The organism is Prevotella sp. HJM029 (assembly GCF_000599605.1).
GTDB lineage: Bacteria > Bacteroidota > Bacteroidia > Bacteroidales > Bacteroidaceae > Prevotella.
In genome coordinates this window covers 1-1,843 of the sequence record NZ_AZHT01000169.1, presented here as the reverse complement: position 1 = coordinate 1,843, position 1,843 = coordinate 1, and the positions used below count along the sequence as shown (strand labels likewise).

Genomic DNA, 1,843 nt, shown 5'->3' with positions numbered 1-1,843 from the left:
ATACGATAAAGGTACAAAGAATATTTAAGAATGACAAATTGTAGAAGGGGTTTTGCAGAGGTCTCATCTTATGCTTGCATATGCGGTGGATGCTCTCACCGACAATGCGGAAGAGGCAAAAAGAAAGGATTAATTCCGAAGCCGAAACTCCGTCATGTTTCTCCAATGACAGGCGAGATAACAAGTGACCAATGCCAAACTTGCCAAAAAGATGAAATAAATCATCACTCATTCGAGTTTTAACATTCAAAAGTTTGGATAACTCACTTATTTTCTCTATTTTTGCTTTCATAATAGTTTTGTTGTCTTGTCTTTAAAATCAGTTCTTTAGCGATTACTAATTTACAAAGAAAATTCGACAAACTGTTATTTTTTCTATCTATTTATTAGGGTGGGAAACTTTAGTCGTATAAGATTTCAAACAGTTTTGAATTTACAATAGATTAAGAAATGTAGAAATATGAAAAGGATTACAATTATTTTATTTTCGTTAATTTTAACTTTGCATATAGCAGCCCAAAAGAAAACATTGGAATTAGGCATATATGGAGGTTTGCAAACCTATACAAAAATCGGCAATCCATACGAAAACTCATTCAGTTCGGGCTTTGGCATCGGTTTTCTATCCAAGTATTATATCAGCAATCGTCTTTTTGGACTACCGACTTATTCGGAGCTACCGATGATGGTACAGAATTGAAATTGACGAATATTCCTGAAGGTAATCGGATTTTATCTATGTCTCGTAAAGACTATTCAATAAGTACGGGATTCGGTTTTAATGTTATATCAACAAAACAGTTCAACTACTATTTGCAATTGTGTGGTGGTATTGGCATTATTGATGGAAGCTACGAACACTTTACGCCTAACAACGGCACAGAACGTATAGATATAAAACATACGTCCTATATTATCTCCCCTTCTACTGGAATAGACTTTATAGTTGCTAATCATTGGAAGATAGGAGCTGGATATACCTTCCGATATTTGGGAGATTTTGATGGAAGCCATTCCCTTTTTGCACGTATTACCTATGTTTTTGATTAGGATGCTAAAGAATTGAAAAATAAGGAGGTTAATAAAAAGGGAGGGTGTGTCAAAATGCACATTAATAACTTGACAACTTTCAATCTATAAGTAGGGCTCTTCTAAAGGCAAAGAAAAGACCATTTCTTTACTCAAAATCGAGTACAGAAATGGTCATTTTTTATTTATTGCTGTCCGGTAAAAGTTTTCCCCTCAGAGACCTCTGCAAAACCTACCATCCTCTCAATTCTCACCCATACACTCTTAGAAGAATAAATATTTTTGATCAAAAGATGCCGTTGGAGGTTATTTTTAAGTAGATAACAATCTTTTATCGGTGTATTTTCATATTATCTGATAGAATTTGACACAATAATCCCTGGCGTTCGGTATAAGTTGTAGGCAATGGATTCCATAATATGCTGCGCATGTGCTTTTGAAAGTCCAACGTATCTTGCTATTTCAGCACCAAACCATCTATGCATAGAACCAAAGGTACGTTCTACTTTGTTGCGTGTCTTACTTATCGCAACGTTGATACGCTGCTGCCTTTCTGTAATTTCATGTCCTCTTGTTCCTTTGTGCATGACACGACTTTTGAGTTTCATACGTTTGAGGGTTTCTTTGTTCTCCATCGAGTCATATCCTTTATCGGCATAGACAAGTGCTTTCCGTGGCAATTTAGCTTTCGTTAGGGGTGTTTCTAAGTGTTTCATATCACTTTCATTGGCAGCTGTCTTTTCTTCGGCAAGCACCAATCCGTTTTCATCCGTTACCGTGTGACGCTTGTAACCGAAGTGGAGCTTTCCCATCT

General features: G+C 36.2%; 3 protein-coding genes and 1 pseudogene. 2 read left to right on the top strand and 2 right to left on the bottom strand.

Annotation, left to right across the window (positions count from 1 at the left end; genetic code table 11):
* Nucleotides 1-292 (bottom strand): annotated as a pseudogene (locus X919_RS16025) (hypothetical protein); the annotation flags it as partial.
* Between the two features lie 237 nt (nucleotides 293-529).
* Here X919_RS16025 and X919_RS17220 point away from each other — a divergent pair.
* Both X919_RS17220 and X919_RS17215 read left to right on the top strand, forming a co-directional pair.
* Nucleotides 530-700: a hypothetical protein gene (locus tag X919_RS17220; RefSeq protein ID WP_253270097.1), complete on the top strand. Its 171-nt coding sequence runs from the start codon at nucleotides 530-532 to the stop codon at nucleotides 698-700.
* Nucleotides 697-1,050, top strand: coding sequence for a hypothetical protein (locus X919_RS17215; RefSeq protein ID WP_253270096.1), 354 nt, complete (start codon nucleotides 697-699; stop codon nucleotides 1,048-1,050). The genes X919_RS17220 and X919_RS17215 overlap by 4 nt, the downstream gene beginning before the upstream one ends.
* Nucleotides 1,051-1,379: 329 nt before the next feature.
* Here X919_RS17215 and X919_RS0106255 read toward each other — a convergent pair.
* Nucleotides 1,380-1,843: transposase (locus X919_RS0106255; RefSeq protein WP_028899434.1), on the bottom strand; the 464-nt coding region annotated here is incomplete at its 5' end.